We start from the raw sequence: 23,363 nt of genomic DNA, 5'->3' as shown, positions 1-23,363 counted from the left end.
TATTTGTTTTTATTGAATTATCTGTATTAAATTAATATTTTTTAATTTGAAATGTTTATATTTGATCCACAGTAAATTACAGGACATAATAACAATAAAAACTCCGAATGATATGAAGAAATCTATATTCCTTTTCTTTTTTGTCGTTTCCCATATGATCTTCGCACAAGCAGACTGTGCTACGGCACTTTCCGTATGCGGAAATTCAAACATTACCTATTCTCCGAACGGTATCGGTGCCGTTAACGAAAATCTGGGTGGCTGCCTTTCTACCGGCGAACACAACTCAATATGGTATAAATTTACGATAGCAACCGGCGGAACACTCACCTTTGACCTGATTCCTACGGATCCCAATGCAGATTACGACTGGGCGATCTACGGACCCAATGTAAACTGTGGAAATCTCGGTACGCCGATCCGGTGTAATGCGGCAACCGTTATTGGAGTAGGCGCTTCCACAGGAATGAACATGACCAGTACCATTACCAGTGCGGCAGGAGGTTCCCTTACGCCATACTGCCAGTTTCTCAACGTACTGCCAGGACAAACCTATTACCTGTATATTGACAACTGGGTGGATATCACCAATCCTACAATGGCCCCGTTTTCTTTAACTTGGGGCGGAACGGCGACACTGGCTTCTCCGTTTACGGACCCTACGATACAGACGCAGCCCTTTATTCCGCCGGGTACGCCCGCGGCCAATCCTGCGAATCCCAGAGAGATTATTATCTGCCAGAACCCGACGGTTTTCAATTTCAGTACTTTGTCTGCCGGAATTTTAAACGGAAATACAAACTTCCAGATCAGCTATCATAGTTCACAGAACGATGCGCTGTCCGGAGCCAATCCTATTCTGACGCCAATCACGGTGAATACGGCCACAACCTATTATTACAGTGTGCATTATCAGGATCCTTCCAATCCGAACAATCCGATTAATTCATGCCGGCAGGTAGGGGCTTTTAAATTCAAATACGGGAATATTTCAGTGAATAATGTTACTTTATTCAGCTGTAATAATAATAACGCCGGAACGGCAACGTTCGATCTTACTACAGCTGCGGTGTTCAGCGATCCTACGGCGACGAAGCAATATTACCAGTCGATGGCAGATCTTAACGCGGGAACCAACCCTATTGTTCCGGCCAACGCTTTTGTATCCGCTGAAGGAACAGTGTATGTAAAAGTAACTTCCCAGTACGGCTGTACGGCTGTTGCCCAGATCACGCTGAAGTTTTATCCTGCAATTGTGGTTACAGAAGCTACTTTGAGATCCTGCGCTATCGAAGTTACGCCTTCTTTGGCTTTGTTTAACTTATCAACTGCTGCCGTAACCACACAGACGCTGCCGAAAAAATATTATAAGTCGCTGGCCGATGCACAGTCCGGAAGCAATGAAATCGTAGGCTTTCTGAATTATATCGCTCCAAACAGCGTGGTATATGTGAAAGTAACCAATACAAACGGCTGTTATGCCATTGCAAAAGTTAACCTGATCGTTATTCCGTCGGTATATTCTACTGTATTGAAAGATAAAATTATCTGTATTGAAGACAAGACGACCCTGGATGCCGGGCCCGGATTTGCAGCTTATGAATGGAGTACGGGTGCTGCTACGCAGACCATCAGTAACGTAGGAGTAGGTACATACTGGGTTAGGTTGAAAACCGGTGAGTGTACTGCCACACAGACTGTAAAAGTATATGCTTCAGAGGAGCCGGTAATTTCCGATGTGGATATTAAAAACAATACGGTTACCGTAAATGTGAAAGGCGGAACCCCACCATACCGTTATTCTATGGATGGCGTGAAGTGGCAGGATTCCAATATATTTACCAATGTGTTCCGCGGTGATAATCATATCTATGTAAAAGATGCGTATGACTGCGATCCTATTGATATTTCTATCGTTGTTCCGAATCTGGTGAATGTGATCACCCCGAACGGAGACGGCGTGAATGATGTGATCGACTATTCTGCGCTGGGAAATAAACAGAATCTGGTATTCAGTATTTTTGACCGTTACGGAAATAAAATGTTTGAAGCCAACCGGTTTAATGCCTACAAATGGGACGGCACCGCCGGCGGGAAAAAAATTCCGACGGGTACCTACTGGTATTCCGTTTCCTGGAATGAGAACGATAAAAAGAATACCTTATTTAAATATTCCGGCTGGGTTATGGTAAAGAACAGAGAATAATTGATCAATTAAAACGAAACCGTCACACCCTTGGCGGTTTTTGTTTTGTAATTTTCCTACCTTACATCATTAAATCTGAATTATGAAAGAGCTGTTTGTAAAACGTTTTGAATATTATAAAATGCTTGGCGATAAGGCATTTTCACAGCTTTCGGAAGAAGAAGTATTCTGGCAGTTTAATGAAGAAAGCAATTCCATAGCGGTGATCGTTAAGCATGTTGCGGGAAACATGCTGTCGAGGTGGACCGATTTTTTAACGGAAGATGGTGAAAAACCCTGGAGAAACCGCGATGAAGAGTTTGTGAATACTTTTAAAACAAAATCGGAAGCCTTGGAGTATTGGGAGAAGGGCTGGAAATGTCTTTTTGAAGCATTGGATCAGATTAACGATGAAAATTTATACTCGACGGTATACATCAGAAACGAAGCTCATTTAGTTATTGATGCAGTCTTCAGGCAGCTGGCACATTATCCTTATCACGTAGGGCAAATGGTTTACATTGCTAAAATGCTTAAAAACGATGATTGGAAAACTTTGTCCATTGCCAGAAATAAATCCGGGGAATTTAATGAGGAAATGAAAAATCGCTTTTCCGCAAGTGGTTCCGGGGACAAATTCTTCTCCTGTTTGTTACCAGAACAGTCCTGAAGTCCGTGACGAATATAAGCAATAGATTGAATCGATTCGTACTTCATATTAAAAATGATTATCTTTGCACCCACAAAATTCAAAACAATAAATGTCTCAATTTCATAGAACTGCCGCATTTCATACCCTTGGCTGCAAATTAAATTTTGCGGAAACATCTACTATTGCCCGTCAATTGACAGAGGCAGGTTATGAGAAGGTTGGTTTCGATGATAAAGCGAACGTTTATGTAATCAATACCTGTTCGGTTACCGAAAATGCGGATCGCGAATGCAAGCTTCATGTAAAAAGAGCGATGAAAGCCAATCCGGAAGGCCTGGTTGTTATTGTTGGTTGCTATGCCCAGCTGAAACCCGAAGAAATTTCGCAGATCGAAGGAGTGGATCTGGTATTGGGAGCAAAAGAAAAATTCAACATCCTGAGCTATCTCGATGATCTTGAAAAATCCGAAAGCGAAGGAATCGTTCATTCCTGTGAAATTGAAGAAACCGATTTCTTTATCGGCAGTTATTCCATCGGCGACAGAACGAGGGCTTTTTTGAAAGTTCAGGACGGCTGTGACTACAAATGCACCTATTGCACGATTCCTTTGGCAAGAGGAATTTCCCGTTCCGATACCATCGCGAATGTCCTGAAAAATGCGACAGAAATTGCAGCCCGGGACATTAAAGAAATTGTCTTAACAGGAGTAAATATAGGAGATTACGGAAAAGGCGAGTTCGGGAATAAAAGACACGAGCATACATTCCTTGATCTGATTTCGGAGCTTGATAAAGTGGAAGGCATCGAAAGAATCCGTATTTCCTCCATCGAGCCGAATCTCCTGAAAGATGAAAGCATCGATCTGGTTTCCAGAAGCAAAAGCTTTGTCCCGCATTTCCATATTCCGTTGCAATCCGGAAGTGATGACCTGCTTAAAAAAATGAAACGCCGTTATTTAACGAAATTATATACCGACAGGGTGCATAAAATCCGTGAAGTTATGCCGCATGCTGCCATCGGTGTGGATGTCATTGTCGGTTTCCCGGGAGAAACGGAAGAGCTGTTCATGGAGACATATAATTTCCTGAACGAACTGCCGATCACCTATCTTCACGTATTTACTTACTCTGAAAGAGAAAATACGGAAGCGGCCGGAATGGAAGGCATTGTTCCGATGCCGGAAAGAAAAAGGCGTAACAAGATGCTTAGGATTTTGTCGGAAAAGAAAAAAATGGCTTTCTACCAGACCCAGCTCGGAAAAACACTTCCTGTACTTTGGGAACATGAAAACAAGGACGGCAAAATGTTCGGCTTTACCGAAAATTATGTCCGCGTACAAAAGGATTTCGATCAACCTTCCGTTAATCGGATCGAATGGTTAAAGCTCGAAAAAATCGAGGCCGACGGTACGGTTTCGGTGATGAATTCTTTTGAAAGTTTCCTGGAAAAGATTTAATCTCTCATCTTTTTCTGTTTATTTAAATGCAAATATAACCGTTATTCAACAGTGGCTGAATTTCTTTGGAGTTACTTCATATCAAAAGTGATTTAAAAGCATTTACGTTAAATATAAAAGAGTATTGCTGTATTTTTAGTGTTTTCCGTTTCGTTTATTCAAATTAATTTTATTTAACTTTGAGTAAATTCAACTTGATATGAGAAATAAATTTTTGCTGTGGGGAGCCATTATTCTGGCGGTTTCCTGGGCAGTTGCTTTTCTGATTAAAGCCGATTGGTGGATTCCTTTTTTCCTGACTATCATTTATGCCATAGGCGTCTATAATGTTACCCAAAGCAAACACGCTATTTTGCGGAATTTTCCGGTACTTGGCTATTTCAGGTATTTTTTTGAAAGTATTTCCCCGGAGATGCAGCAGTATTTTATTGAAAGGGAAACCGACGGAAAACCTTTTCCGAGAAACCAGCGTTCTGCTGTTTACAGGCGTGCTAAGAATTTGAGCGACACTGTACCTTTCGGAACCCAGCTGGAGGTGAATCATAGAAAATATGAAGGAATTAAGCATTCCATTTATGCCAAATCTCCTATGGAAGAACTTCCAAGAGTCTGGGTAGGCGGAGAGCAGTGTTCGCAGCCGTATCATGCTTCTTTATTTAATATTTCCGCTATGAGTTTCGGAGCTTTGAGCGACCGGGCGCAGATTTCCCTAAACCGCGGAGCCAAAAAAGGAAACTTTTATCACAATACGGGCGAAGGTGGAATCTCTCCCCATCATCTGGAAGGCGGAGACCTCTGTTGGCAGATCGGAACAGGATATTTCGGATGCCGAGATGAGGAAGGAAAATTTAACCCTGAATTATTCAGGAAATATTCAACTCTGCCGACTGTAAAAATGGTAGAGATTAAATTGTCACAGGGTGCCAAACCCGGGCATGGAGGCGTTTTACCGGCTGTTAAGAATACCCCTGAAATTGCAAAGATCCGTCACGTCACTCCGGGAATGACGATTATTTCACCGCCATCGCATACGGCTTTTTCAGATGCGTCAGGTTTGTTAAGATTTGTACAGCATTTACGTGAGCTTTCCGGAGGGAAGCCGGTCGGTTTCAAATTATGCATCGGTGATACCAAAGAATTCGAAGATATTTGCGTACAGATGAACGTGCTGAAAATTTATCCTGATTTTATTACCATCGATGGTGCAGAAGGAGGAACCGGGGCAGCACCGCCAGAATTTTCGGATGGGGTAGGAATGCCGCTGGAACCCGCCCTGATTTTTGTAAACCGCACGCTTAAAAATTATAATCTACGGCATAAGCTGAGGGTAATTGCCAGCGGAAAAGTGCTGACGAGCCTCGATATTCTAAGAGCTATTGCGATGGGTGCCGATATGTGCAACAATGCGAGAGGATTTATGTTTTCTTTAGGCTGTATCCAGGCATTAAGGTGCAACAACAATAAATGCCCTACGGGTGTTGCCACACAAGACAAAATGCTTATCAAAGGACTGGATGTTACCGACAAGGCGGAAAGAGTATACCATTTCCATAAAAATACACTTCATACCTGTAACGAGCTGATTGCGGCAGCGGGGAGAAGTTCTTATGAAGAAGTGGATGCTTCTATGTTTATGAGAGGGGATGAGTTCGATCATCTTTCCGATCTGTATTTCCCGGATATTTTGGGAAATGTGAGACATAAAGCAAGATCTTAGAAAAGAACATAAAAAAAGCACTTCATCAAGAAGTGCTTTTTATTTTATTGATCGCTTGTGGGCCTTACATTGGCTTTATAAATCTGAAAATTGAACACAAAAGAAGTATTTTTCAGCGAATACCCTACATAATTGTAGTGGTCATTTCTGGCGAAGGCCGCTCTCGATGGTACGATAATAACGCCTTGCAAGTTGTAAGCATTCCCGTCTGGCATATTCTGGAAACCCTGGAAGTATTTCAGACCCTCCTGAAGCCCGGGGATTTCATAGTAACTTCTTGACTTCGATGTATCGTTGTTTAATATATATTTCTTAACATAGTAAAACATCGGATCTGTTACTGGGGAAGTGCTACCGTCAATGGTATTCATCAGAACGCCTGAAGTACTAAATGCTACATTCCCATCCGTATTGGTAGCCAGGTAATAATTGGCTCTCATCATCGTTCTGATCTGCGTTGCAGTAGAAGATGTAGGATTGGTGTCCAAAGTAACTCCCGCTGAAGGTTGTGCCCCGTTTCTTACGATATAAATAACACCCGAAGGAAGGGTTACAGGACTAAGCTCCGACAGTTTTTTATAGTTGTCATCGGAAGCATCCGTAGCACTGAAAGCTTTTATATTCCCCTGGGTATCCAGATAATTATCGTTCATGAACTTCTGAATCGCCTGATCATCGTATGAATTTCTTACCGCAACATCACTGGGCTCCACAAACGTTTCCACCTGATCATCCTTCTTACATGCCGTGAAACAAAGACCGCCAGCAAGGATATATAAAAATATTTTTTTCATTTTCAAAAAAAGTTTAATTACTTTACAAAGAATATAACGACAAAAGTATAAAAAATTATGAGAATAGATAAATTTTTATGGAGCATTCGTTTTTATAAAACCAGAACCATTGCTACTGAGGAGATTAAAAAGAACAGGGTTTCCATCGGAGCCTCTGTGGTAAAGTCTTCCAAGGAGGTAAAGGAAGGGGATGTTATCAAGATCCGTAAAAATCAGATCGATTATAAAATTAAAGTGATCCAGATTCCCAAGAGCAGGATTGGCGCCAAGCTGGTGCCGCTTCACATTCAGGACGTCACCGATAAAGAACAGTACGAATTGCTGAAAATGCGGAAAATATCACAGGATTATTACCGGAACAAAGGAGAGGGAAGACCAACCAAGAAAGACCGGAGGGATATGGACGGTTATGTGGAAAACGATATTGCCTCAGATTTTACAGACTGGGATGATTTCTTTGGCGAAACCGGGGATGATCCGGAAGATAAAGATTAATTAACTAAAAGCTCTAGAGATAGAGCTTTTCTGTTATTTCATTTACGATATCTTCAGGATCACGGTGATCGGTATTTACATGATACTGGGCTTTACTGTAAAACGGATTGCGCTCAAATAAATGCTTGGCAATAAATTCGGCCAGGTTTTCATCATCGATATTGGCAATGAGCGGGCGCTTTTCCTTCTGTTTGGAAAGTCTTTCGGCCAGGGTGCTTACGGAAGCTCTCAGGAATACGCTTTTAGAATTATGGTTGACGATCTCCATATTATTATAGTATACGGGAGTACCTCCGCCAAGGCTCAGAACGACCTCTTTTTCTGATGCCAGAATTTCTTCGAGTGTCTCCCTTTCTAGCTTGCGGAAATATATTTCTCCCTTTTTATCGAAGATTTCAGAGATGGTAAGTTTGCTTCTTTTTGAAATCTCTTTATCAAGATCAATCAGTTTAAAACCGAGTTTGTCGCTTAATATTTTGGAAATGTGAGATTTGCCACTTCCCATGTATCCGACGAGTGAAATTATCATGAATTTTTTTTAAACAAATTTGCAAAAAAGTTTTGAGATAAAGAAAAAACTCATATCTTTGCACCACTAAAAACGAAGGACATTATTACAGTGTTAATCGTTGATACAGTGGCCGACTCGGTAGCTCAGCTGGTAGAGCAATACACTTTTAATGTATGGGTCCTGGGTTCGAATCCCAGCCGGGTCACAAGCAGAAAATTACTGTAATTTTGTAGTTTTTACGCCTGCGTGGTGAAATTGGTAGACACGCCATCTTGAGGGGGTGGTTTCCTAAGGATGTGCTGGTTCGAGTCCAGTCGCAGGCACAATGCAGAAAATTAGAAATAATTAATACTGAATATTTTAAAATTTTGTTTTATTTTTATCATTATTAATAGTGGCCGACTCGGTAGCTCAGCTGGTAGAGCAATACACTTTTAATGTATGGGTCCTGGGTTCGAATCCCAGCCGGGTCACAAGCAGAAAATTACTGTAATTTTGTAGTTTTTACGCCTGCGTGGTGAAATTGGTAGACACGCCATCTTGAGGGGGTGGTTTCCTAAGGATGTGCTGGTTCGAGTCCAGTCGCAGGCACAATGCAGAAAATTAGAAATAATTAATACTGAATATTTTAAAATTTTGTTTTATTTTTATCATTATTAATAGTGGCCGACTCGGTAGCTCAGCTGGTAGAGCAATACACTTTTAATGTATGGGTCCTGGGTTCGAATCCCAGCCGGGTCACAAGCAGAAAATTACTGTAATTTTGTAGTTTTTACGCCTGCGTGGTGAAATTGGTAGACACGCCATCTTGAGGGGGTGGTTTCCTAAGGATGTGCTGGTTCGAGTCCAGTCGCAGGCACAATGCAGAAAATTAGAAATAATTAATACTGAATATTTTAAAATTTTGTTTTATTTTTATCATTATTAATTGTGGCCGACTCGGTAGCTCAGCTGGTAGAGCAATACACTTTTAATGTATGGGTCCTGGGTTCGAATCCCAGCCGGGTCACAAGTTTACTGAAAAGTAAATTTTTTTCATATTAATATTTTGTGATTTGGTGTTTCAAAGGCTTCCGCAAGAAGCCTTTGATTTTGAAAAATAAATTGTGCGGAAACAAAATATTTTGTATCTTTGCAGCTCTTAAAAATAAATGCTGTTTTTTATAAATAGAATTTTGAATTAAGTGACCGACTCGGTAGCTCAGCTGGTAGAGCAATACACTTTTAATGTATGGGTCCTGGGTTCGAATCCCAGCCGGGTCACAAGTTTACTGAAAAGTAAATTTTTTTCATATTAATATTTTGTGATTTGGTGTTTCAAAGGCTTCCGCAAGAAGCCTTTGATTTTGAAAAATAAATTGTGCGGAAACAAAATATTTTGTATCTTTGCAGCTCTTAAAAATAAATGCTGTTTTTTATAAATAGAATTTTGAATTAAGTGACCGACTCGGTAGCTCAGCTGGTAGAGCAATACACTTTTAATGTATGGGTCCTGGGTTCGAATCCCAGCCGGGTCACAAGTTTACTGAAAAGTAAATTTTTTTCATATTAATATTTTGTGATTTGGTGTTTCAAAGGCTTCCTTCAGGAGGCCTTTGATTTTTTATATAACTTCAACGTTATCTGCAGTAACAAAAAATGCGCCACTGGTAAGTAGCGCATTTTTTATTTTAAAGTTGATAAGTAGCTGATAGCAATTGGCTTTTTGCTACTGGCTTTACATTCAGAATTCTAAAATTCAAAAAAGTATTATTAAATTATTTCAAGTATTTATAATTCAATTTAAAATTTAATTTTTAGAACTTAATCGAGATGCATATTATCAATCAATCTCACGCCGTCCACTACGACGACGATAAATGCCCTGAAATTCCGGTCTTTATAAAAGAAGTCTGTTTCTCTTAGTGTTTCTTCATCGGCAATTAAAAAATATTCCAGCTGCATTCCCCTTTGATGGTCGAAAATATCCTGTACTCTGGCCTTGATCTCAGGCACGGTGATTACTCTGAACCATTCATTTACTTTTTTCAGGGTTTCGAAGATTACTTTTGATGCTTCCCGGCGGTCTTCCTGCAGCCTTTGGTTTCTGGAGCTCAGTGCCAGTCCGTTCTCTGCCCGGTAGATGGGAACACCTTTTATATTGATCAGAAGTTTCTTATTTTCTGTCATTTTTTTTATAATGGCCAGTTGCTGGAAGTCTTTTTCGCCAAAATAAGCATTGTCCGGTTTCACCTGGTTAAAAAGTTCCTCTACAACGGTTCCTACGCCGTCAAAATGTCCCGGTCTTGATTTTCCTTCCATTTCATTTTCCAGTCCTCCAAAATCATAATGCCTGCTTTCTGCTTTTTCCGGATATATATCGGCAACTTCGGGGATATAAACCGCATCCACCAGGCCTGATTTTTTTAGGATCAAAACATCACGGTTGATGTCACGCGGATACTTTTCAAGGTCTTCCGGATTATTGAATTGGGTTGGATTCACGAAAATTGATGATATCACGAGATCATTCTCCTGTCTTGCTTTTTCATACAAAGACAAGTGTCCATCGTGAAGAGCCCCCATTGTCGGTGCGAAACCTATCTTCTTCCCCATTTCTTTCTGTCTTTCAATGAAATCCTGAAGAACTTTTTTACTTTTTAGAACTTCCATAGCTTTTTTTAATAGTAATTCAAAAATACTAAAAATATCATATAATTATTACAGGACAAGCATGGGTTTTAATAATTTCAGCAAGGGAATTTTCGTAAAAAAACGTTAATTAAAATAATGTTGAATGTTTTTTCGTAATTTTGCGCATTAAAGCATTTTTACAAAAATTAGATAGAAGTTTATGCCGAATCAAAAAATACTGTACATTACTACAGAGATGTATCCATATCAGGAAGATACGAATATGGCTGCAGTGGTAAACAAAATGGCACTTAAGATGCACCAAGAAGGCAATGATGTAAGAGTTTTTATGCCAAGATTTGGACAGATAAGTGAAAGGAAATTCCAGCTTCATGAAGTAATCCGCCTGTCGGGGATGAATATTATTATTAATGATCTGGATCAGCCTCTTATCATTAAGGTAGCGTCTCTTCCGGGGGAAAGACTTCAGGTTTACTTTATCGATAATGAAGAATATTTCAAAAGAAAACAATATTATTTTGATGATGAGGGACAGCCTTTCGAGGATAATGATGAGAGAGCGATATTCTTTGCAAGAGGGGTTATTGAAACCATTAAAAAATTAAATTGGGTACCGGATGTAATCCACCTTAACGGATGGATGTCTTCATTCGTTCCGATTTATCTGAAAACGTACTACGAATCCGATACCTATTTCAAAGACGCTAAAATCGTTCTTTCCTTATACAATGAAAAAGATGCGCCGCTGGCTTCGAATATCGGTGAAAAGCTGAGCTTTGACAATATTTCAGGACTAAAGGCGTTAGAGACTCCTAGTGTAAAAAGTTTTGTGATAGAAAGCATGAAATACGTTGATGCCGTGGTAAAGGGAGATGAGTTTCTGGATGAAGATCTTGATAAGGCTTTCAATGAAACAGCTACTTCAAAATCGGAATACCTGGATGTAGATTCTATAAACCAACTTTATTAAAAAACACATTTTAATGATTCATACTATTAAGAAAGCAATCACTTTATTTTCTTTGGTGATTTTTGGAAGTGCAATCCTTTATAATTGTGAACCGGATCCGGATAATTTGGGAGAACAGCTATTTTTAGACGGAGCAGCACAGGGAAATGAAAAATCTTTTGATATTACAGCTTTTAATATTAATAATAACGATACGATAAGAACCGATGCTTCCAAATTAACTTACGGAGTCCTTGGTGCTTTTAACGAAGGGCAGTTCGGGATGCAAAAGGCTTCTTACTTAACACAGCTGAGATTATCTTCCTACAATCCTGATTTCGGAACCAATGCACAGGTGGACTCTGTGGTATTAGTAATAAAGCCGAGATTTGCCTCCGATTCTGTTACAACGAATACGGTAGATGATAACTATACGTATACTACATTCGCTGACGGTACGGTAAATGCTAAAAAAGTAGTCAATACATATCCAGTTTTAAAATTCGGTAAAGCGAAAAGAACGTTTAATATAAGGGTAAATGAAGTTGATGAATTCCTGAAGGGCGTTTCAGATTCTGCAAAGTCAAACGCTGCATATCCGGCAACCACTCTTTTAGGAACGAAAGAATTTAAAGGAAGTGTCAGCTCGGTAGCCATTACGAAAGACGACGGGGGAGCGGCATTGTTTACAGCTGCAACACCGGGAATCAGAATTCCACTGGATAAAACATTTTTCCAGAATAAGATTATTGCAAAAAAAGGGCAGCCTGAATTACAGGATGCTTCCAATTTTACCCGGTATTTTAAAGGAATAAGAATTTCTGTTGATGAGCAGGACGGATATTTATTCCAGTTTTCTCCAAACGATATGGAGCTGATCATGTATTATAAAAATGATAATACTTCAACCAGTCCTGCAACCAAAACACAGACTACCTATTCTTTTGCCTTAGGCACAGGAAATACGCATATCGGACAGTATGAATATAACAGGTCTGGTTCTGCATGGTCATCTGCAGCTATCGGTGATGAGAATACTGGGGTTTCTAAGCTTTTTGCTCAAGGAATGGGAGGTCCCTCTATCGGTATAAAATTTCCAAAAAATACGATAGATACCTTAAAGAAGCGCTACAATGATAATAAAGCGGCTATTATTAGCGCTAAAGTTAGACTTTATATTGATAAGTCTTCATGGAATAATGTATATGCAAGACCTACTGCTTTTACTTTTTTACAAAAAAGTCTATCTGTAAACCCTAAGCCTAATCATACCATAAGTTTGGCGTTTACGAAAGATTTAACAAGTTTTGCTAACTTACCCGGATTTAGATTCTATAATTATAATTTAACAAATGATCCGCCTTATTATGACTTTATAGTGACCCAGTCTGTAAAAGATCTTGTAGAGACGAATCAGAGTGATGATAATAGATCTCTTAGAATAGACCTAGGAACTTTCCTGACTAATAGTCAAACCAATGCTCTGATAGGACCTTCCAGTACCTCAAGGGCTTACGATACTCAAAGGGCAGTCTTCGTGGGGTCAAACACATCAGATGCTAATAAGGCTCAATTACTCGTTATTTACGGTACGAAATAAATTTTAAAACACTTTTAAAGAATATGTGTGGAATTGTAGGATATACAGGTTTTCAGGACGCTTACGATATCGTAATCAATGGTCTTAGGAGACTGGAATATAGAGGATATGACAGTGCAGGGATTGTACTGGAAAATAAAGATAATAAACTTGAAGTTGAAAAAACGAAAGGTAAGGTAGATGACCTTGTCAATATCTCAGAGCAACTAAAAGGAACGGCAAAAATAGGAATGGGCCACACAAGATGGGCAACCCATGGGGTTCCTAGTGATCGTAATTCTCACCCTCATTTATCTAATAACGGTAAAATTGCCATTATTCATAACGGGATCATCGAGAATTACGATACCATTAAAACCATGCTAACGGAAAAGGGGTTCAGCTTTAAATCTGAAACGGATACTGAGGTATTGGTAAACCTGATTCAGTATTTTATGGATCTTAATGTTGAAATGGATTTTCCTACGGCAGTAAGATACGCGCTGAATGAAGTGTACGGAGCGTATGCCATTACGGTAATGCATGAAGAATATCCTGGCGTTTTGGTCGTTGGAAGATTGGGATCTCCTTTGGCTATCGGAATCGGCGATAAAGAATATTTTATAGCTTCCGATGCATCTCCTTTTGTAGAATTTACAAAAGAAGCCATTTATCTTGAGGAGGGTCACATGGCCACCATTTCTCTGGAAAACGGAGTGGATATCAGAACTATTACTGAGAACTCTAAAATACAGCCTGAAATCCAGGAGTTAAAATTAAGCCTGGAGCAGATTGAAAAAGGAGGATACGAACATTTCATGCTTAAGGAAATTTTCGAACAGCCTAAATCTGTACATGATACCATGAGGGGAAGGCTTCTTGTGGATGAAGGAATAATCAAGATGGCCGGGATCTGGGATCATATGGAAAAATTCAGGAATGCCAACAGGATTATTATTATTGCCTGCGGGACTTCATGGCACGCAGGGCTTATCGGCGAATACCTGATTGAAGAATATGCAAGAATACCTGTTGAAGTGGAATATGCTTCCGAATTCAGGTATAGAAACCCGATTATTACCGATAAAGATGTGGTTATCGCCATCTCCCAGTCGGGAGAAACAGCTGATACCATGGCTGCACTAAAGCTGGCCAAAGAAAGAGGGGCATTCATCTATGGGATTTGTAACGTAGTGGATTCTTCCATCGCCAGAATTACGGATGCCGGATCCTATACGCACGCCGGTCCGGAAATCGGGGTGGCTTCCACAAAAGCATTTACGGCGCAGCTTACGATTCTTTCCATGATTGCGCTAAAATTAGGAAAACACAACGGAAATCTGGGAAATGCTGATTTCATGAGCTTAATTGCAGAACTGGATGCAATTCCTAAAAAAATAGAAGATGTATTAAGTTCTACCCACGAACTGGTACAGGATATCGCCAAGGATTTTATACAGGCTACCAACTTCCTGTATCTGGGAAGAGGCTATAATTATCCTGCAGCACTGGAAGGTGCGTTAAAATTAAAAGAAATCTCTTATATTCATGCTGAAGGGTACCCAGCTGCAGAAATGAAGCACGGCCCGATTGCGTTAATCGATGAAAATATGCCGATCGTTATTATTGCTCCTAAAAAAGGGCATTATGACAAGATCGTAAGCAACGTTCAGGAAATTAAGGCAAGAAAAGGGAAAGTTATTGCTGTGGTAAATAAGGGAGACGTTCAGGTAAGCGCAATGGCAGACTATGTTATTGAGATCCCTGAAACCTCAGAATGTTTCTCACCAATTGTTGCATCCGTACCTCTACAGCTGCTGGCATACTACATTGCTGTGTACAGGGGCGCGAATGTAGACCAGCCGAGAAACCTTGCAAAATCGGTCACAGTGGAATAAAAATTATTCATAAATAAAATAAATTTAGATTTCTTCCGTTATTTCAAAAAAAATCTTAAAAGTTTCTTAAAAAAATTATATATTTACGGCTTAATTATAAAAATTAACATGAAAAGGATATTTCTTTTATTAGTGTCTGCGTCGGTAGCATCGGTATCTTGTTCAGGTGGGGGAGCCTCTTCAGTAGGTAAACCGGGAACAAAAGGAGAATTGATACCTAGAGAAAAAACAAAATCATTTGTTGCAGAAAGACCTTATGGTATGGTTGCCATCCCTGCAGGATCTTTTGTAGCTGGGTTAACGGATCAGGATTTCACAGATAGTCCGGAGAAAGCCCAGGCAAAAACTGTTACGGTTTCTTCTTTCTTCATGGATGAAGCAGAAACTACAAATGCAGAATACAGGGTATTTATCAATTATGTAAGAGATTCTATTGCGAGAACTTTACTTGCTGAAGCTGCCGGAGAAGGTGGTGAAGGTAAAGGAAGAGGAACAAACATCGGAGATTACGCATACCTTGCTCAAAAAGAAGAAAATTTAACACCATATCAGGAATATTTAGAAGGACAGGGCGGTGGAAACGAAGGAAACTTCGACCCGACCAAAAAATTGGACTGGAAAGTTCCATTGCACTGGAGTACTTCCAAATATCCTGATGTAGAATACGCAGAAGTGTTAGAATCGATGTACTTACCGGCTTCTTCAAGAGTAGGTAACGAAAGAATCCTTGACGTGAGCAAACTTAAATATACTTACAGATGGGGTGACATGGATGCTGCTTTAGCTGAAAAAGAAAGAGGGGTAAATTACCTGAGAAGCGAAAGCATCGCCGTATATCCTGATACAACGGTTTGGGTAAAAGATTTCCATTTTGCTTATAACGAACCATTGTTCGAACAGTATTTCTGGCACAAAGCTTACAAAGACTATCCTGTAGTGGGGGTAACCTGGGATCAGGCAAGAGCTTACTGTAACTTCAGGACGAAACTGAAATCTGATTATAACGAAAGTTTAAAAAGAAGAAAACAAAAGCCGTTGATCTTCAGACTTCCTACGGAAATCGAATGGGAATATGCTGCAAGAGGCGGAATGCAAAATGCTACTTACCCTTGGGGTGGTCCTTACTTAATGGACGACAGAGGTTGCTACCTGGCTAACTTCAAACCGAAGAGAGGTAATTATATGGAAGACGACAAAAAAGGTACTTATACATATACTGCTCCAGTAAAGAAATTTAAGAAGAATGGATACGGGTTATTTGATATGGCTGGAAACGTTTCTGAATGGACAGAATCTGCTTACAACAATTCTTCATACGGGTTCGCATCTACATTAAACCCTTCCACTAAAGACAAGGTTGATACTAAAAAGTCTGTAAGAGGTGGTTCTTGGAAAGATGTAGGATATATGCTGATGAACGGTTCAAGAGATTGGGAAAGAAAAGATTCGGCGAGAAGCTATATCGGATTCAGAACCGTACAGGACATTCCTGAAGCTGCTGTTAAACCAAGAAAAGTTAACAGATAACATATTCCATTAAACACTATTTTCAATAACAATTTTATTTAACATTAAAAAAAACTAACTTATATGTTTAAGACTAAAGATGCTTGGATGAATTTCTTCTATTCATTCGGTGCTGCAATTGTAATTCTTGGAGCTTGGCTTAAAATTACCCACATTACTTTAGGGCCTATCAATGGTAACATGGCGCTTACTGTGGGACTAATCACTGAAGCGATCATCTTCATCATCTTCGCTTTCGACCCTCCGAAATCTGAAGAGTCTTACGCTTGGGAAAATGTATATCCTGAATTATTGGATAAACATGCAAATCCTAATCCATTACATTCAAATGTATCTAAAAGCAATGCTGCTCAATTAGCTGAACTGGAGAATTCCCTTTCTACAAAATTGGACAAAATGCTTCAGGACGCTAAACTTGATGTTCAGTTATTCGAAAGATTAAGAACAGGAATCGATAAATTCTCCAGCTCTGTAGACCAGATCAATCAGACGGTAGATGTATCGGCTTCTACTCACAAATACAATGAGCAGTTAAACAAAGCGGCTCAACACATGGAAAGCATGAACGCTTTATATGCCATGCAGATGGAAAGCACGAAAAGACAATCTGAATTTGCTAACAAATATGTAGCAGATATGCAGAAATCTGCTGAACAATCTGAAAAATTCAATCAGGAACTACAAGGTTTAACTTCAAACTTAAACAGCTTAAACAGAGTTTACGGTGGTATGTTAACTGCCATGAAATCTTAATTTTCCAAAACCATTTTTTAATTTAACTACTTAATCAAAAAACAAAGAAAAGAGAATGGCAGCAGGAAAACAGACACCTCGTCAGAAGATGATCAACCTGATGTATTTGGTGTTCATCGCTATGATGGCCCTAAATATTGATGCGGAAATCATCAGGTCATATTTTGACTCTACCAAAGCGCTTAACGAGACAAGAATGTTGACGGAGAGAAAGAACGAAAGAATATTCGAGAAAACTCTTCAGGCAAAAGCTGAGCAGGTACCCGATACCTATGCAAAGCCTTGGGCTCAGTATCAGGTTCTTAGAGATAAGATCAACAGCCTGGTAAAATCTGCGCAGGGAATAAAGGACGAACTTAAAAAGAAATCCGAATTCCACGATAAAGATGCTCAGGGAAAAGATGTTGATGTAAGTGAAAACTTCGCAGCGCTTAACAACAACGAAGCTACAACGGAATATTTCTTCAAGGAAGGTGATGAAAATACCCCTTCACAGGGAGCTTTGGAGTTGAAAAAGAAAATTGACGATGTAAGAAATTATATTAACGCAACTTTCGGAAACGACCCGATGTTGAAAGATTTGGTAGACAGAGCCAACAAATCTTTGATCGCCGAATATCCTAAAGGAAAATCCCCGAATGATAAAACTTGGTTCCAGAACAAATTCTACCACCAGCCGTTAATTGCAGCGATTTCAAACCTGGAAATTATCCAGAATGATGCGAGAAACGTACAATCTGATGCCTTGGCGTTAATGCTTCAGGAAAAAGTGGATGCGACCATCAAATTTACCAGCTATGAAGCTATCGTTTCTGCGCCGGTTGATGTAGTTGCAGGAAAACCTGCTGAAGCTGTTGTGATGTTAGGAAACTATTCAAACAGCAACAAGATCAGCATCTCTGGGGTAAGCAGACAGGAAAACGGAAAAGGATATGCTTCATTGAATACAAGCGGAATCGGACAGAAAACGTTCAGTGGAAATATCACATTGACGGACGCTTCCGGTAAAGCACAGAACTTCCCGTTCACGCATACGTATAACGTTATCGCTGGGCCGCAGCAAGTAAAACTTGAGCAAGGATTATTGCTTTCTGCTGATAAGATGAATGTGATGTATAGAGGTCTAGAAAACCCAGTAACTGGATCCATTTTAGGTGCTGATAATTCTAAATTATCATTATCTGCTACAGGTGCAGTTATTAAAAGTACTGGTAAAGGTAAATGGGATGTAATTCCGTCTACTGGAAACATTGTAAGATTAACATTGTCTGGAACTGACCCGACTGGAAAAACAGTTTCTCAGGTATTTGAATATAGAATAAAAGGTATTCCAAGACCACAAGGACAAGTTAGAGGTAAATCAGTTAATTATATGCCAGCTGCTTCTATTCCTAATCAGATTGTTGCTGCAGCATTACCTGACTTCGATTTCCCTGTATCTTTCACTGTAAATAGTTTTATCCTTAAACTACCTGGTAGAGCAGGTTCAATGGTTCAAGGAAATTCATTATCATCAGCAGAAGGTATGCTAAGAACCTTAAGACCAGGTGATGTAGTTCAGATTTATGACATTCAAGCTACTGCAACAGGTTTAGGAAATCAAAGATTAAAAGAGATTTCACCTGTAATTATTAATGTTCAATAAGTTAATTTGTAAATTCATAGTATGAAAAAATATATTTGCAGCCTTTTGGTATTAGTTTCTGGATTTGCACTTTCTCAGACTATTCTAAATGCTTCTTCTCCTGAAGAATTTAGAAAAATGAGAGCTGAAGGCACTAGAAAAGTAGGCGATTCTGTAGTAAGTAATAAAGTTACTCCGCTTGAATATGGTTACGTGGACGAAAAGGATATTTTAAAGGGAATGTTTGTTTGGGAAATTATTGACCTTAATGATAAGCTTAATCAGCCTTTTTATTATGATAATCCGGATGGTCTTCAATCTAAAACGACTAGATCGTTATATCAAATTTTATTAGACGCTGCATTAGATGGTAAAATTGAAGAAGTTTATGAAGATGAGAACTTCTCCGTTAAATCAACTCCTGAAGGTATCAGAAAAAAATTGGAAAGTGTCAGAGTTGATGATGAATTAATAGAGCTTATTAACTCCGGGGTTACGCCAACTGAAGAGCAGAAAAAACAATATACCGATTTAATTAGAACTACAACTGATAAAGTAAAGGTTCTTAAAATAATGGGTATGTGGTTTATTGATAAAAGAGATGGACAGCTGAAGTACAGACCTCTTGGGATTGCTGCAATGGGGCCAGACCCTTCTTCACAAGGAAGATTAGATGCAGAAGGAAAACCTTTGACTGGCTCTGATGAACTGGTTGATCTGTTTTGGGTATATTATCCAAAGGCAAGAGATATCTTAGCAAACAATTATGTTTATAACAGAAAAAATTCGTCTGCAGACTTATCTTTTGATGATCTTATCAATGCAAGAAGATTCTCTTCTGTAATTTATAAATCTTCTTCAGGCATGGGTGACGGTGTTATTGACGACTATATTCCGAAAGATGCCGATGCACAGATCGAAGAAAGCGACAGAATCAAGGCGCAGATCCTGAAAATGGAAAATGAAATGTGGAATTATTAAGATTTCACTTGACAATGATAGAAAACCTGAGTATTTTTACTCAGGTTTTTTTATTATGAACAACGTAGACTATATAATTGTTGGTGACGGATATGCCGCACTTTTTTTTGCCCATCAGCTGATCCGGAACAACAAATCCTTTGTTTTGTTTTCGGAAGGGAAAAGAAGTGCTTCGCAAGTTTCTGCAGGAATCATCAATCCTGTCGTCCTGAAGAAATTTACCACCTTCTGGAAAGCGCAGGAGCAGATCGACTTCCTGAAAAATTCATTGCAGGAGATTGAAGAATATACAGGCCGGAATTATTTAATTGACGCCCCGATACACCGGATTTTTCACGATGAAAACGAACAGAAGCTCTGGCTTAAAAAATCTGAAAATGATGAGCTCATCAGTTTTTTAGATAAAAAATTTGATCATTTAAAAGGGGTAAAAAACGATTTTCTCAGCGGAAAGGTAAATCAGTCTGCCAGGCTTGATGTTAATGGATTTTTTGCAGGGTTATTTTATTTTTTAGAAAATAAAGGATTTTTAGTTAAAGAAAAATTTGTTTATTCGGAGCTGGATACTAAAAACGCAGTGTATAAGAATTTCCATTTTCAAAACATGCTGTTCTGTGAAGGGATGGGAGTGGTAAACAATCCTTTTTTCTCAGATATTCCCGTAAACCCCAATAAGGGACATCATATTAAAGTAAAACTTTCTCACAGCATTCCTGAAAATATAACGATTAAGAAAAAGCATTTTCTATTTCCTTTAAGTGAAGAGCTGTATTTTTACGGCGGTACCTATGACAGGGAACAACTGGATGCTCAGATTGATCACTCAGCAGTGGAACAGTTGAGAAGGGGGCTCTCTGAGATTTATCCGGCAGAACTTGAGATCGTTGACGCCAATATTGGTTTCAGGCCTACTGTAAAAGACAGAAGACCGATCCTTGGCAGGCATTCTGAGTATTGTAATTTATATGTTTTTAACGGGTTGGGCGCAAGAGGAATTCTCAACGGTTGTTATTTTGCCAAGAGTCTCTATGATTTTATAGAAGAAGATGTCCCTTTACCCGCTGAAGTTTCTCTCGATCGCTTTAAATAATGTGATATGGAAAGCTGATTGTAATCATAAGATATTTCCACAATTATTCATATATTCATAACTAAACAATTGAAATATGGATGAAAACCTTTTAGGTATTATCGCAGGAGTCCTTACTTCGGTGGCTATGCTTCCGCAGCTGATTAAAGTAATCAGACAGAAAAATGCAGATGACCTCTCATGGGGAATGTTGATGGTCCTTATTTCGGGGCTTTCTTTATGGGTCTGGTATGGTTTTCTGAAAGACGAGCTTCCGATTATTATTTCCAATGCTTTTGCAGTAATTGTTAACGTTACGCTTCTGATATGCTGTATGATCTACAAAAAGAAATCATCATAAAAAGGCGAACACTCCTGCCATAGCAGAAGTGTTCTTATTTATAGGGATGTGTTTATTAAGTCCTATTGCTGAAGTATAAATTTTGCCAGAGGAGCCATTTTCGCTTTGTTAAGCGTTAATGTATTTCCGCTTATAGAGTAATTATCGGCAGCAAGCAATGCCTGGGTAAAAGCACGTTCCGTCGCAAGATCGTCACAGGCAATCATGGTCGACATTCCCTGGTTGAATTTGATGCGCATCACGTCTGGTTTTATTTCAAAAGTTCCGCCCACGCCGTTGCATCCTCCGTGTCCGGTATATCTCATATCAGCCCTATTTAGCTTGAAAAAAGGATTGGCCTTAGGATTTACAAGCATAATCGGTTGACCGTTGATTTCGATAAGCCTCCAGGTTTTCCCTGTAATATCTGTATCTGTTGTTGTATCGGATGAAGCTTTAGTTCCCGGTTTGTTGGCACACGAAACTGTGAATGCGATAATAAGCAGTGTATAAAAGAAAGTGATTATATTTTTCATATTTCGGATTTGTGATAGTTGCTGATGAATTAATAAGAAGCCATTTTCGTATCTGCAGAAGAAGGCTTATTTTTCTTGTGGTGGAACAGCACCATGTTATAATCTTTCTTTAGGAAAGTAACCTCCCCGCGCACATCGGAAAATTGGTAAACCGCATCACCGGCAGTGAATTCCGGGAGTTCTTCGCTTTTTTTGAGCTCATAGGTTTTGCCATTCAGCCTTACCACGACCGTATTTTGAGTTTCATTAATGGCTACTTCAAGCTGATCGCCAAAATCATCGGTATATATCTCTTTTTTAATGTGGTCGGTGTCCTTTTTCGCATCAGTCACATTCTCGGAGACTACTTCTTCCTCTTTTGCCTGATGTTTACAAGCTGCCAGAGAAAGCAATGGTAAAAGGATAGTTGTAATGATTTTTAATGTCTTTTTCATAATAATAGGCAACTTGATCGGGTGATTTTTGAAGTATTGGTGTTGGTCTGTAAAATTACGAATTTATTGATGATAATATGTTAATTTTTTATAAATTAATTAATTTTTTATATATTTTAATAAGGCAAAGAAGATTTTTAATCTTTAAAAGAATCAACTTGCTTTTACAAAAACCGTGCTGCTACTGATAAACGAGGTAAAAAAGTAAAATTAATTTAGTAGAAATTCCCTCTGTTTTTGATGGAAATTATTTTTATATAGGAATCAGTCAGATATATTGATAGATCAAATAAATCATAACCAAAACTTTCAATAGATGCTTAAATGTTTATGCAATCTGATATAATGAATAGGATTATTATTGGTTTTTTTAAATTAAAATCAAATATTAACATTTAAAAATAATTATAATGTACTTATTTAGATTATTTTTTGTTAATTATTTAATTTGTACTTGATTTTATTATTTGTTAACATTTCATAGATACTTGCGCTTTTTTTTCAACCATTTTAAGAGATTGTTAAAATATTTTATTGAAACATTGTTGTATTATATGTTGTTATAAATCAATTTTTTATATTTTTTTATCTATTGCTTTGTAATAAAATTCAGTTAATTTAAAGTAATGTTAAATATTGTTAATATGAATGTTTTATAATTAAAACCTGTTGAAAGATAAGGAAACTAAAAACTACCTTTGTCGCGAGAAAGATTATGAAAAACTATATTGTTTATTTTTTAACGGCCCTGTTTGTGCTTTTCATAGTAGAAAGCAAGATTAATGTCCGTACTTTAAAAAATGACTATACACATCATACGTCTCAGAATTTACCTAAAAAAGCGAACCGCTTAAACCAGACTTACGAAAAACTTACCGTTCAGCAGTCGCCGGATAATCTTGGAAACGCTTTTTCTCTGGAACTCACGGAGAATGATTTTCAGTTTTCAGACAGTTTTCAGGCTGTTATTGCATTTGCCGCTGTTTTTACATTGGTTTATATTTTCGGGTTAAAAAGTTTCAAAAAATTAAAGCCTGTTCTTCATGGCTTCTTATCAGAATTTTCTACCGTTAAAAGATTTATTCTGATCCGTTCTATCAGAATTTAGACAATTATTTTCCGAAATATTTTCTGCTGATTTGTTCAGCAGGGAATATACTGTGTTGTGTTTGCCGGTAATCATCACAACAGCCTTATCTCTATTGCCATTTTCCTATTTAAAACATTAA

At 38.6% G+C, this 23,363-nt stretch carries 20 protein-coding genes and 9 tRNA genes; 24 read left to right on the top strand and 5 right to left on the bottom strand.

Annotated elements, in window-relative coordinates:
• The first annotated feature begins 112 nt into the window (after positions 1 to 112).
• The 4 genes from ACED20_RS11180 to ACED20_RS11165 all read left to right on the top strand — a co-directional run bounded on the left by ACED20_RS11180 (position 113) and on the right by ACED20_RS11165 (position 6,010).
• Complete coding sequence (locus ACED20_RS11180) at positions 113 to 2,206, top strand: T9SS type B sorting domain-containing protein (RefSeq protein ID WP_294236588.1); 2,094 nt, start codon at positions 113 to 115, stop codon at positions 2,204 to 2,206.
• A gap of 82 nt (positions 2,207 to 2,288) precedes the next feature.
• The gene (locus ACED20_RS11175; protein ID WP_378104614.1) at positions 2,289 to 2,855 is read left to right on the top strand and encodes a DUF1572 domain-containing protein; all 567 of its coding nucleotides are present in this window, start codon (positions 2,289 to 2,291) and stop codon (positions 2,853 to 2,855) included.
• 91 nt (positions 2,856 to 2,946) lie between these two features.
• The gene (gene mtaB, locus ACED20_RS11170; RefSeq protein ID WP_294197729.1) at positions 2,947 to 4,293 is read left to right on the top strand and encodes a tRNA (N(6)-L-threonylcarbamoyladenosine(37)-C(2))-methylthiotransferase MtaB; all 1,347 of its coding nucleotides are present in this window, start codon (positions 2,947 to 2,949) and stop codon (positions 4,291 to 4,293) included.
• A gap of 199 nt (positions 4,294 to 4,492) precedes the next feature.
• Positions 4,493 to 6,010, top strand: coding sequence for an FMN-binding glutamate synthase family protein (locus tag ACED20_RS11165; RefSeq protein ID WP_294236592.1), 1,518 nt, complete (start codon positions 4,493 to 4,495; stop codon positions 6,008 to 6,010).
• Positions 6,011 to 6,054: 44 nt separating this feature from the next.
• Here ACED20_RS11165 and ACED20_RS11160 read toward each other — a convergent pair whose 3' ends face one another.
• Positions 6,055 to 6,804: a hypothetical protein gene (locus ACED20_RS11160; RefSeq protein WP_294232392.1), complete on the bottom strand. Its 750-nt coding sequence runs from the start codon at positions 6,802 to 6,804 to the stop codon at positions 6,055 to 6,057.
• A gap of 57 nt (positions 6,805 to 6,861) precedes the next feature.
• Between ACED20_RS11160 and ACED20_RS11155 the strand changes: the two genes are divergently transcribed.
• The gene (locus ACED20_RS11155) at positions 6,862 to 7,299 is read left to right on the top strand and encodes an RNA-binding S4 domain-containing protein (RefSeq protein ID WP_294197737.1); all 438 of its coding nucleotides are present in this window, start codon (positions 6,862 to 6,864) and stop codon (positions 7,297 to 7,299) included.
• Positions 7,300 to 7,312: 13 nt separating this feature from the next.
• On the opposite strand, the gene ACED20_RS11150 is transcribed toward ACED20_RS11155, so the two are convergent.
• Positions 7,313 to 7,828: a shikimate kinase gene (locus ACED20_RS11150; RefSeq protein WP_294197739.1), complete on the bottom strand. Its 516-nt coding sequence runs from the start codon at positions 7,826 to 7,828 to the stop codon at positions 7,313 to 7,315.
• 114 nt (positions 7,829 to 7,942) lie between these two features.
• Here ACED20_RS11150 and ACED20_RS11145 point away from each other — a divergent pair.
• From ACED20_RS11145 to ACED20_RS11105, 9 genes are all read left to right on the top strand, one after another.
• A tRNA-Lys gene (locus ACED20_RS11145) sits at positions 7,943 to 8,015 on the top strand.
• Between the two features lie 35 nt (positions 8,016 to 8,050).
• A tRNA-Leu gene (locus tag ACED20_RS11140) sits at positions 8,051 to 8,133 on the top strand.
• 77 nt (positions 8,134 to 8,210) lie between these two features.
• Positions 8,211 to 8,283 (top strand) — tRNA-Lys (locus ACED20_RS11135).
• Between the two features lie 35 nt (positions 8,284 to 8,318).
• A tRNA-Leu gene (locus ACED20_RS11130) sits at positions 8,319 to 8,401 on the top strand.
• A 77-nt stretch (positions 8,402 to 8,478) separates the two neighbouring features.
• Positions 8,479 to 8,551 (top strand) — tRNA-Lys (locus ACED20_RS11125).
• Between the two features lie 35 nt (positions 8,552 to 8,586).
• Positions 8,587 to 8,669: transfer RNA gene (locus ACED20_RS11120), tRNA-Leu, on the top strand.
• A gap of 77 nt (positions 8,670 to 8,746) precedes the next feature.
• Positions 8,747 to 8,819: transfer RNA gene (locus ACED20_RS11115), tRNA-Lys, on the top strand.
• A 181-nt stretch (positions 8,820 to 9,000) separates the two neighbouring features.
• Positions 9,001 to 9,073 (top strand) — tRNA-Lys (locus tag ACED20_RS11110).
• A gap of 181 nt (positions 9,074 to 9,254) precedes the next feature.
• Positions 9,255 to 9,327: transfer RNA gene (locus tag ACED20_RS11105), tRNA-Lys, on the top strand.
• 286 nt (positions 9,328 to 9,613) lie between these two features.
• On the opposite strand, the gene panC is transcribed toward ACED20_RS11105, so the two are convergent.
• Entirely contained in the window at positions 9,614 to 10,462 is an 849-nt protein-coding gene (panC, locus tag ACED20_RS11100; protein ID WP_288445300.1) for a pantoate--beta-alanine ligase, read from the bottom strand.
• A 181-nt stretch (positions 10,463 to 10,643) separates the two neighbouring features.
• On the opposite strand from panC, the gene ACED20_RS11095 reads away from it, so the two are divergent.
• The 9 genes from ACED20_RS11095 to ACED20_RS11055 all read left to right on the top strand — a co-directional run bounded on the left by ACED20_RS11095 (position 10,644) and on the right by ACED20_RS11055 (position 21,185).
• The gene (locus ACED20_RS11095) at positions 10,644 to 11,414 is read left to right on the top strand and encodes a glycogen/starch synthase (RefSeq protein WP_294220417.1); all 771 of its coding nucleotides are present in this window, start codon (positions 10,644 to 10,646) and stop codon (positions 11,412 to 11,414) included.
• A 13-nt stretch (positions 11,415 to 11,427) separates the two neighbouring features.
• Positions 11,428 to 12,993: a DUF4270 family protein gene (locus tag ACED20_RS11090; protein ID WP_288445305.1), complete on the top strand. Its 1,566-nt coding sequence runs from the start codon at positions 11,428 to 11,430 to the stop codon at positions 12,991 to 12,993.
• 23 nt (positions 12,994 to 13,016) lie between these two features.
• A complete protein-coding gene (gene glmS / locus ACED20_RS11085) occupies positions 13,017 to 14,870 on the top strand; it encodes a glutamine--fructose-6-phosphate transaminase (isomerizing) (RefSeq protein WP_288445307.1) in 1,854 nt (617 codons plus the stop codon).
• A 108-nt stretch (positions 14,871 to 14,978) separates the two neighbouring features.
• Positions 14,979 to 16,397, top strand: coding sequence for a gliding motility lipoprotein GldK (gene gldK, locus ACED20_RS11080; RefSeq protein ID WP_294240749.1), 1,419 nt, complete (start codon positions 14,979 to 14,981; stop codon positions 16,395 to 16,397).
• Between the two features lie 63 nt (positions 16,398 to 16,460).
• The gene (gldL, locus tag ACED20_RS11075; RefSeq protein WP_288445311.1) at positions 16,461 to 17,150 is read left to right on the top strand and encodes a gliding motility protein GldL; all 690 of its coding nucleotides are present in this window, start codon (positions 16,461 to 16,463) and stop codon (positions 17,148 to 17,150) included.
• Between the two features lie 55 nt (positions 17,151 to 17,205).
• Positions 17,206 to 18,795 (top strand): GldM family protein, encoded by a 1,590-nt coding sequence (locus ACED20_RS11070; protein ID WP_294231897.1) that lies wholly within the window; start codon positions 17,206 to 17,208, stop codon positions 18,793 to 18,795.
• 21 nt (positions 18,796 to 18,816) lie between these two features.
• On the top strand, positions 18,817 to 19,755 hold the full coding sequence (gldN, locus tag ACED20_RS11065) for a gliding motility protein GldN (RefSeq protein WP_294231899.1): 939 nt from the start codon (positions 18,817 to 18,819) through the stop codon (positions 19,753 to 19,755).
• A gap of 55 nt (positions 19,756 to 19,810) precedes the next feature.
• Positions 19,811 to 20,845, top strand: coding sequence for an NAD(P)/FAD-dependent oxidoreductase (locus ACED20_RS11060; protein ID WP_378104606.1), 1,035 nt, complete (start codon positions 19,811 to 19,813; stop codon positions 20,843 to 20,845).
• Positions 20,846 to 20,921: 76 nt separating this feature from the next.
• Positions 20,922 to 21,185, top strand: a complete 264-nt coding sequence (locus ACED20_RS11055) for a SemiSWEET transporter (protein ID WP_294307794.1) — start codon at positions 20,922 to 20,924, stop codon at positions 21,183 to 21,185.
• A 62-nt stretch (positions 21,186 to 21,247) separates the two neighbouring features.
• Here the strand turns inward: ACED20_RS11055 and ACED20_RS11050 are convergent, their stop codons facing one another.
• Together ACED20_RS11050 and ACED20_RS11045 are read right to left on the bottom strand one after the other, a co-directional pair.
• The gene (locus ACED20_RS11050; protein ID WP_294220405.1) at positions 21,248 to 21,700 is read right to left on the bottom strand and encodes an META domain-containing protein; all 453 of its coding nucleotides are present in this window, start codon (positions 21,698 to 21,700) and stop codon (positions 21,248 to 21,250) included.
• A 29-nt stretch (positions 21,701 to 21,729) separates the two neighbouring features.
• Positions 21,730 to 22,134 (bottom strand): hypothetical protein, encoded by a 405-nt coding sequence (locus tag ACED20_RS11045; protein WP_288445323.1) that lies wholly within the window; start codon positions 22,132 to 22,134, stop codon positions 21,730 to 21,732.
• Positions 22,135 to 22,849: 715 nt separating this feature from the next.
• Between ACED20_RS11045 and ACED20_RS11040 the strand changes: the two genes are divergently transcribed.
• Positions 22,850 to 23,242: a hypothetical protein gene (locus ACED20_RS11040; RefSeq protein ID WP_294199792.1), complete on the top strand. Its 393-nt coding sequence runs from the start codon at positions 22,850 to 22,852 to the stop codon at positions 23,240 to 23,242.
• Positions 23,243 to 23,363 lie beyond the last annotated feature (121 nt).

Source organism: Chryseobacterium sp. sg2396 (assembly GCF_042610505.1).
Lineage (GTDB): Bacteria > Bacteroidota > Bacteroidia > Flavobacteriales > Weeksellaceae > Chryseobacterium.
The sequence above is the reverse complement of the archived record's forward strand: the minus strand, read 5'-3'. Positions and strand labels throughout refer to the sequence as shown.

Excerpts from the sequence above, each read along its gene's own strand:
- ACED20_RS11045 (WP_288445323.1), bottom strand. The coding sequence starts at position 22,134 with ATGAAAAAGACATTAAAAATCATTACAACTATCCTTTTACCATTGCTT.
- ACED20_RS11055 (WP_294307794.1), top strand. The coding sequence starts at position 20,922 with ATGGATGAAAACCTTTTAGGTATTATCGCAGGAGTCCTTACTTCGGTG.
- ACED20_RS11040 (WP_294199792.1), top strand. The coding sequence starts at position 22,850 with ATGAAAAACTATATTGTTTATTTTTTAACGGCCCTGTTTGTGCTTTTC.
- ACED20_RS11175 (WP_378104614.1), top strand. The coding sequence starts at position 2,289 with ATGAAAGAGCTGTTTGTAAAACGTTTTGAATATTATAAAATGCTTGGC.
- ACED20_RS11155 (WP_294197737.1), top strand. The coding sequence starts at position 6,862 with ATGAGAATAGATAAATTTTTATGGAGCATTCGTTTTTATAAAACCAGA.
- ACED20_RS11050 (WP_294220405.1), bottom strand. The coding sequence starts at position 21,700 with ATGAAAAATATAATCACTTTCTTTTATACACTGCTTATTATCGCATTC.
- panC (WP_288445300.1), bottom strand. The coding sequence starts at position 10,462 with ATGGAAGTTCTAAAAAGTAAAAAAGTTCTTCAGGATTTCATTGAAAGA.
- ACED20_RS11095 (WP_294220417.1), top strand. The coding sequence starts at position 10,644 with ATGCCGAATCAAAAAATACTGTACATTACTACAGAGATGTATCCATAT.
- ACED20_RS11060 (WP_378104606.1), top strand. The coding sequence starts at position 19,811 with ATGAACAACGTAGACTATATAATTGTTGGTGACGGATATGCCGCACTT.
- ACED20_RS11165 (WP_294236592.1), top strand. The coding sequence starts at position 4,493 with ATGAGAAATAAATTTTTGCTGTGGGGAGCCATTATTCTGGCGGTTTCC.
- ACED20_RS11070 (WP_294231897.1), top strand. The coding sequence starts at position 17,206 with ATGGCAGCAGGAAAACAGACACCTCGTCAGAAGATGATCAACCTGATG.
- glmS (WP_288445307.1), top strand. The coding sequence starts at position 13,017 with ATGTGTGGAATTGTAGGATATACAGGTTTTCAGGACGCTTACGATATC.
- ACED20_RS11180 (WP_294236588.1), top strand. The coding sequence starts at position 113 with ATGAAGAAATCTATATTCCTTTTCTTTTTTGTCGTTTCCCATATGATC.
- gldL (WP_288445311.1), top strand. The coding sequence starts at position 16,461 with ATGTTTAAGACTAAAGATGCTTGGATGAATTTCTTCTATTCATTCGGT.
- gldN (WP_294231899.1), top strand. The coding sequence starts at position 18,817 with ATGAAAAAATATATTTGCAGCCTTTTGGTATTAGTTTCTGGATTTGCA.
- ACED20_RS11090 (WP_288445305.1), top strand. The coding sequence starts at position 11,428 with ATGATTCATACTATTAAGAAAGCAATCACTTTATTTTCTTTGGTGATT.
- ACED20_RS11150 (WP_294197739.1), bottom strand. The coding sequence starts at position 7,828 with ATGATAATTTCACTCGTCGGATACATGGGAAGTGGCAAATCTCACATT.
- ACED20_RS11160 (WP_294232392.1), bottom strand. The coding sequence starts at position 6,804 with ATGAAAAAAATATTTTTATATATCCTTGCTGGCGGTCTTTGTTTCACG.
- mtaB (WP_294197729.1), top strand. The coding sequence starts at position 2,947 with ATGTCTCAATTTCATAGAACTGCCGCATTTCATACCCTTGGCTGCAAA.
- gldK (WP_294240749.1), top strand. The coding sequence starts at position 14,979 with ATGAAAAGGATATTTCTTTTATTAGTGTCTGCGTCGGTAGCATCGGTA.